At 32.2% G+C, this 6,496-nt stretch carries 8 protein-coding genes and 1 pseudogene; 3 read left to right on the forward strand and 6 right to left on the reverse strand.

Annotated features, from left to right (window positions below):
• Window positions 1-106: 106 nt before the first annotated feature.
• The gene (locus tag IJQ68_RS05570) at window positions 107-886 is read right to left on the reverse strand and encodes a hypothetical protein (RefSeq protein WP_292798044.1); all 780 of its coding nucleotides are present in this window, start codon (window positions 884-886) and stop codon (window positions 107-109) included.
• A 309-nt stretch (window positions 887-1,195) separates the two neighbouring features.
• Here IJQ68_RS05570 and IJQ68_RS05575 point away from each other — a divergent pair, with 309 nt between their 5' ends.
• Entirely contained in the window at window positions 1,196-1,873 is a 678-nt protein-coding gene (locus IJQ68_RS05575; protein ID WP_292798046.1) for an archaetidylserine synthase, read from the forward strand.
• Between the two features lie 5 nt (window positions 1,874-1,878).
• On the forward strand, window positions 1,879-2,592 hold the full coding sequence (locus IJQ68_RS05580) for an alpha/beta hydrolase (protein WP_292798049.1): 714 nt from the start codon (window positions 1,879-1,881) through the stop codon (window positions 2,590-2,592).
• Here the strand turns inward: IJQ68_RS05580 and IJQ68_RS05585 are convergent.
• The gene (locus IJQ68_RS05585; protein ID WP_292798052.1) at window positions 2,572-3,177 is read right to left on the reverse strand and encodes a hypothetical protein; all 606 of its coding nucleotides are present in this window, start codon (window positions 3,175-3,177) and stop codon (window positions 2,572-2,574) included. The genes IJQ68_RS05580 and IJQ68_RS05585 overlap by 21 nt on opposite strands.
• A gap of 1 nt (window position 3,178) precedes the next feature.
• Window positions 3,179-3,676: a hypothetical protein gene (locus IJQ68_RS05590; RefSeq protein ID WP_292798055.1), complete on the reverse strand. Its 498-nt coding sequence runs from the start codon at window positions 3,674-3,676 to the stop codon at window positions 3,179-3,181.
• 70 nt (window positions 3,677-3,746) lie between these two features.
• Here IJQ68_RS05590 and IJQ68_RS05595 point away from each other — a divergent pair, with 70 nt between their 5' ends.
• Window positions 3,747-4,376 (forward strand): stage II sporulation protein M, encoded by a 630-nt coding sequence (locus IJQ68_RS05595; protein WP_292798058.1) that lies wholly within the window; start codon window positions 3,747-3,749, stop codon window positions 4,374-4,376.
• Here IJQ68_RS05595 and IJQ68_RS05600 read toward each other — a convergent pair.
• From IJQ68_RS05600 to IJQ68_RS05610, 3 genes and pseudogenes are all read right to left on the reverse strand, one after another.
• Window positions 4,373-5,554 (reverse strand): ATP-binding protein, encoded by a 1,182-nt coding sequence (locus tag IJQ68_RS05600; RefSeq protein ID WP_292798061.1) that lies wholly within the window; start codon window positions 5,552-5,554, stop codon window positions 4,373-4,375. The genes IJQ68_RS05595 and IJQ68_RS05600 overlap by 4 nt on opposite strands.
• Window positions 5,555-5,759: 205 nt before the next feature.
• Window positions 5,760-6,089 (reverse strand): annotated as a pseudogene (locus IJQ68_RS05605) (aquaporin); the annotation flags it as partial.
• A gap of 62 nt (window positions 6,090-6,151) precedes the next feature.
• Window positions 6,152-6,496: transposase (locus tag IJQ68_RS05610; RefSeq protein WP_292798063.1), on the reverse strand; the 345-nt coding region annotated here is incomplete at its 5' end.

A 6,496-nucleotide genomic window follows, 5' to 3' on the forward strand; every position in this document is an offset into this window, starting at 1 on the left:
ATAATACTTAAAAATAAAAATAACCAACACAAGTCACCCAAACATCAAATAAACACATAAATAACTAGAAATTAGTAAAAAACATGAAAAGTATTAAATTAGAGAATTATGGTGAATCCTCTCTGATGAATTTTTCTAACTCATTTTTCCAGGAGCCAATATCATCATTGTAAAAACCATCATGATTATGAATTCTAACCCATCTTGCGAAAGTAAGCCATGACAATTGAACCGGTTGGATGATATACCCCCAATTATTTAAAAACTGATTTTCATCATTTATTAACTCCAAACGAGAAAATAAACGTGAAAACAATACTGAAAAATCAACTAGAAGTTTATCATGAGGCAAATCTGACAAGCAATCATAGAATACATTTAAATAATTATCTGATACTAATGAAGAGAATAATTCATCATCTATTGTAGTTTCATATAAAACGTATTTAAACGGATGCATAAATGAAAATGGTGCATAATCCAAATATATATCTTCATCAAACTTATTGAAGAACAAATTTGAATCCTCAAAAATTCCATCAGATATGCTGTTAATTATAGGATATTCATCAATTAACTTATTTACCTGTGAAAAATCATTAAAGGATTTATCATCAAGAAAAACCGTATGTGATGAATATTGGATGCAATTATTATTTTTTAATTCTATAAATTGCTTTGAGACAACATCTGAGAATGGTCCGTGTTCACTCCAATAAAAAGGCAAATAATCAAATAATGGATGATTCTGACCTAATTCCATTTTTATTTTAAATATGGCTTTTTGAATTTTAAAATGAGAAATAGATATGTTTTTTTCTTTAAGTTCGCATAAAACAAACTTCAATAAATCATTAACAACATCATAATATTTACATTCATTCAAAATATCAGACCTCAAATAATTTTAAACATTTATTTAGATTATAATTCTCTTTCACAAGCCCATAACCATAAAAATATAATTTAGAGAAATTTAAAGAATTTTATATGATACAGGTGATGTATTTAAAAGTTTGAACATACTTATTTAAATAGTTTATATAGTATGAATTTCATATCATATTAAAACATCATTGATGTTCAACCATGATTTCCATGGTTAAATTTTCTGAAAATAGAATGGGTCTAAACCCATTTTTTAATAAACTCTTTTTTTAAAATATATAAATCACTAAAATCAAATATACCATTAATGAATACTAAAATACAAGATTTTATCGCAATATCTGATGTGGTATCACTGATGAATATGCTGTGTGGCTTTTTGTCAGTCGTAATGTCCATCAAGCAGGATTTTTTCACAGCAGCAATACTAATGATATTTTCACTGCTTTTTGACTCAGTGGACGGGTGGGTTGCCCGAAAGACAAACAGGGTGGACGAATACGAATTCGGTAAAAACATTGACTCATTATCAGACATAGTTTCATTTGGAGTTGCTCCGGCCGTATTTTTATATTCCTACGCTTTGCTGAACACTCCTTATCTTGAAATTCCGGCAATTATCGTGGCATCATTTATTGTAATCTGCGGTGTTTTAAGGTTAACAAGATATAATGTGATTTCAAATGAGGTTAAGGGATTTATCGGTTTTCCTATTCCTGGAATTGCAATAATAATGGCAACATTTTATTTAAGCGGTCTATTTAACATTTATCTGGCTTTGGTTCTTGCAATAGTCATATCACTGGCCATGATTTGCAACAAATCCTATGACAAGTTCAGCAACCTTTACCTTCTTGTTTTAAACTGCATCTGTTTAGTGTTTGTAGTGCTTCAAGTTCCGCTTAGGATTTACTTTGTGAATGTTCCTGCATTGATTGTTCTTCTAACAAGCCTTGCATATCTATTCATTAACCTGATTAAGTGATTAACATGAAAAAAAGATACATTATTATTATAGCTGTAATTCTTATAATTGCTGTTGCATCATTTGTCTATTTCAATGACTATTATCATGCCGACAGCACTGCATTGGAATATTTAAACGGAAGTGAAAACGTAAGCGTCATCAAAACGTCTAATGGAGTTTTGCTTGACGGGCCTGGAAATGACTCTGCATTAATATTTTATCCTGGAGCTAAAGTTGAATACACCTCATATTTGCCTTTGATGAGCGAAATAGCTAATGAGGGTGTTGATGCATATATCGTTGAAATGCCACTTAACATTGCATTTTTAGGAGCAAACAGCGCCGATGATATAATAAAAGATGCAAACTACTCACATTATTTCATGACGGGCCATTCATTAGGCGGTGTTGTTGCTTCCGGATACGCCAAAGACCACAATATTGACGGGTTAGTACTGCTTGCGGCATATCCTACAGATGAAATCAACATTCCTACACTGTCAATTTATGGATCAAATGACACTGTACTGAAACTTGATGATTACAACAAAGCAAAGCCTCTCATTAAAAGCAATTTCACAGAATTTGTTATTGAAGGGGGAAATCATGCCCAATTCGGCAACTATGGAAATCAGTCAGGTGACGGAATATCTTCAATAAACTCAACGCTTCAGCAGAAAGAGACTGCTGATGAAATTGTCACATTCATCAGAAATCTAGTACAGAATTCTGTCTAAATCTTTCACTGCAAGCAATGTCCATGCTAAAACGAAGGTTGCGCCCATTATCAGGACTATCCAAAATACAGACATTATTAAAGACTGTTCATATACCTTCAGGAAAGGATATGGACCGGTCACTATTTTTTGAATATTTAAAATTAAGATTATCACTGCATATACTATTGTGAAATAGACTGCCCTCAGATTGTTTCTAAGAGTATTTTCAAGATTATTCCTCTCAAAGAAAACAAATGACACCAAAGCAAGTATCGGACATATCACATGAACATAGAGGTTAGGCCCGTCCAAGAGGAAAAACTGATAATTGAAATCATACATCGGCAGGAGAACAAATATTACCACCAGAAAGGTTATCATAACAGATAATGTTGAGGAATACTTAAGTAACTCAACTATCTTTGGAGTATTTTTTCTGAAAATGAGATATAATATTGATGATACCAGCAAAAATATATTGGAATCAACTGTATAGTATGTTAAATCTATACTTCCCATTGACTCCAGACAGATTATTAATGCAAGTATCTCCAGAATGATTATAGATGCATTTAAAACAATACTTAAGTCAAACTTATTCATTTTAATACCATTCTCCGTCAAAATTATGGGGGTCATCATAGATTTCTTCCGGCCAGTAGTTGTCATAGATGTATTCGTCCATCCTCAGGCTGTCGCCATAGTTATGATTGTCATAATATGAGTACGCAGAAGAAGATCCGCTTCCTGCAGTTACAGTAATTGTCTTTGTTAACGTGCACTGATTGTAGTTGTCATTTCCCTTAAAATTAACAGTTATCACATAATTTCCCTTTGCTGAGCCCAAAAAGAAAATGTTCTGCCCAGTCTTATTAAGCGTTTTAGTAGGCAATTTTCTTACAGCACCATTAGGCTTAGTGATTTCAATTGAAAACTTTACTTTGGGAACAGGATTATTGGAAGAGTCCTTAAGGGTTATTATTGCAGAATAACCGGAAGAATCCTTTTCTATTTCAAAATGAGTATCCTCCTTTGCTGAAACAAATGACATTCCAAGCATAAATATCCCTAAAACCAGAATAATCAGAAATATCCTTTTCATGTTATTATATTGTGTCTATTAAAGTATATAAAGATTAACTATTAATTAATGAAAAGTCAAATTACAATTAATGAATATCACAAATGAAATTAAAGAGGCATTCTCTGAAAACAAAAAGATTTTTTTAGTACTATTAGTATTATTTGCAATAGGATTTGTTATAGGAGCTATTTTAGCCGATGATATAGCACCGATTTTAATGCCTGTGCTTAAAGAAGCAATAATGGAAGAAAATGTAACATCAATAGATGCATTCAACATAATGTCCCATAACCTCAACACTGCAGCCATGATAATTTTTGCATCAGCATTATTTGGAATATTTGCAGCAATATCTGCCATAACAAACGGATTCGTCTTAGGATTCATGGCAGGATACACTGTCAAATCAGTCAATACATTAATACTGTATCTGGTTTTGATTCTTCCTCACGGAATAATTGAGCTTCCCGCACTGTTCTGCAGCTGTGCAAGCGGAATATTACTCTTCCTGTTTATTTTCAGATTCTTAAAAGATAAAATCAACCATTATTCATTTTATGATGCATTCGACAACAACAGAAATGCACTGAAGCATATGCTGATTCTAATGATAATAGCAATTGTCCTATTTGTAATAGCCGCACTGATTGAAGGATTTATAACACCTGAGCTTGGAAATGTCGCAAATCAATTAATGGGTGGAGAAAAATTGTTTTAAAGAGGATAAATTCCATAAACCTCTTTTTCATGATTCAGCCAAGTTTTAAGCATTTTATCATCAATACAATACTTTTGATTTTCATAAGCCAAAATTCCCTTATCCTTTAAATTAGTGAGATACTTATTGAAAGTGGCTCTTGAAACATTAGTCTTTTCTAATAACTCACTCCATGTTAGGGAATCTTCATCAACAAGATTTTTAACAATATTTTTCTCAGTATTGTTTAAGCTGCTCCAGACTTTAATCCACATTATCAATATTTGTTCCATATTAGTGAAAAACGTATTTTTAACCATTTCAGAATCATATACCTGACCGCTATCCATTACATTGTAGAAACTGTTGATATATAGAGGAATACCGCGCGTGCATCCATAAAATCTATCAAAGCCATCTTCCGTGAATTCAATTTCACTCATGCATTCATCAAAATAAGATCTGGTTTCTTCTTTTGTGAATGGATTAATTCTAATTTGTTGCAAACGTCCTCCAAAAGGCCCATTTTCACCATTCAATTTGGATATGATATCGGAACTGCGAGAGATTGAACCTGTGAAAATATATGAAACATTGTGCTGTGTCTGATTGAAGCTTCGTATTAACCAGAAAAACTTATCCATTTTTTCAATTTCCCTAAGCTTTTGAAACTCATCAATAATAATAACAAAACCGTTAATTTCATCTATACTGTCAACTACCTTTTGTGGAAACTCCATTACAAATCGACTTAATTTACCATAATCAGTTTCCGTTTTAGGAATAGGAATATTGAATATTTCAGCAGCATCAGCGAAATCATAATTTTTTAATTTCAGATTATTGATCAGTTGATTTATTTTTGACTTAATAGTATTTTGATAATCACTATCTGTAACCGCTTTGTTCATTTCAGACAATAATTCAATCAAAACATGTTTAATCGTGAATTTTTCATAAGTTGTGGAATATACCTTAGCAATATCCAGATAAGCACAAAACATATTAGGTTCAATTTCACTTTGGACTTTCTTTAAGAGATATGTTTTTCCCACACCCCTATATCCAGTCAATAATATCTGTTGAGGTAGAGAGTAATTTAAAGAGTCAATTTGATATTTTAATTTTTTTATATCATCTTTTCGGTTATAGAAATATTTATCCAAATCATCGTGCAGAAATAATGGTTTTGAGTTCATATTATCACATCCAATTATATTAGTAAATTTATCTATACTAGTATAAAAAACTATACTAGTTCAAAAAATTAAACTTCACCATACAAGTATAAAAAACTATACTAGTTCAAAAAATTATACTTCACTAAACTAGTTCAAAAAACTATACTAGTTCAAAAAATTATACTTCGAAAAAATAGTAAAAAAAGAGTATTTGAAAATACTCTTAATCTTCATTGAACGGTTGTGGTAGAGCGCATGCATCATTTCCTTTAGCAATGAAGTTATATACTAAAGCGGCAAGTATACCACCAACAATAGATCCAATCAAGTAAATTGGGAAGAATGCCCAAAGGTTAGCTCCGCCAAGCAATGTGTCCATCAAGTAAGGACCGAATGTACGTGCAGGATTGATTGAAGCACCGGTAAATGCTCCTAAAACAACAATTACGGCCGCTACAGTCATACCGATTGACAAACCTGCAAATCCGGGTTCTGCCTTTTTGTCAACTGCAACACCCATAACAACAAGTACCAGGAAGAATGTTCCGTTGAACCTCCCCGCCGTATGACGACGGGGATTCGCATACCTAAAAAAAAATATTTTGTATTTATTTTTTAGGATAATTTTACTGCACCGGCGCACCGACGGCTAAATCTTTTTAATCCTTCGTTAAGAATGTTAATTGCAGCATTTACATCACGATCATGGTATGTTTTACATTCGGGGCATTTCCAGTTTCTTTTGTTTAAGTTTTGTGGGCCTTTTAGTTTTGTGTTTTTGTATCCGCATTTGCTGCATTTTTGTGTTGTGGGAATATTGGTGGGTATTTTTTCGAAGTCTGTATTGTTCCATTGTGCTTTGTATTGGATTTTGTCCATGAATTTTCTGGGTGAGTTTAATTGTATTTTTCTACTTAAGTATGGGTTGTGTTTCCAGAATATGATGTTTTCGTTTTGTAC

Origin of the sequence: Methanobrevibacter sp., assembly GCF_017447225.1 — an archaeon.
Classification (GTDB): Archaea; Methanobacteriota; Methanobacteria; order Methanobacteriales; family Methanobacteriaceae; genus Methanocatella.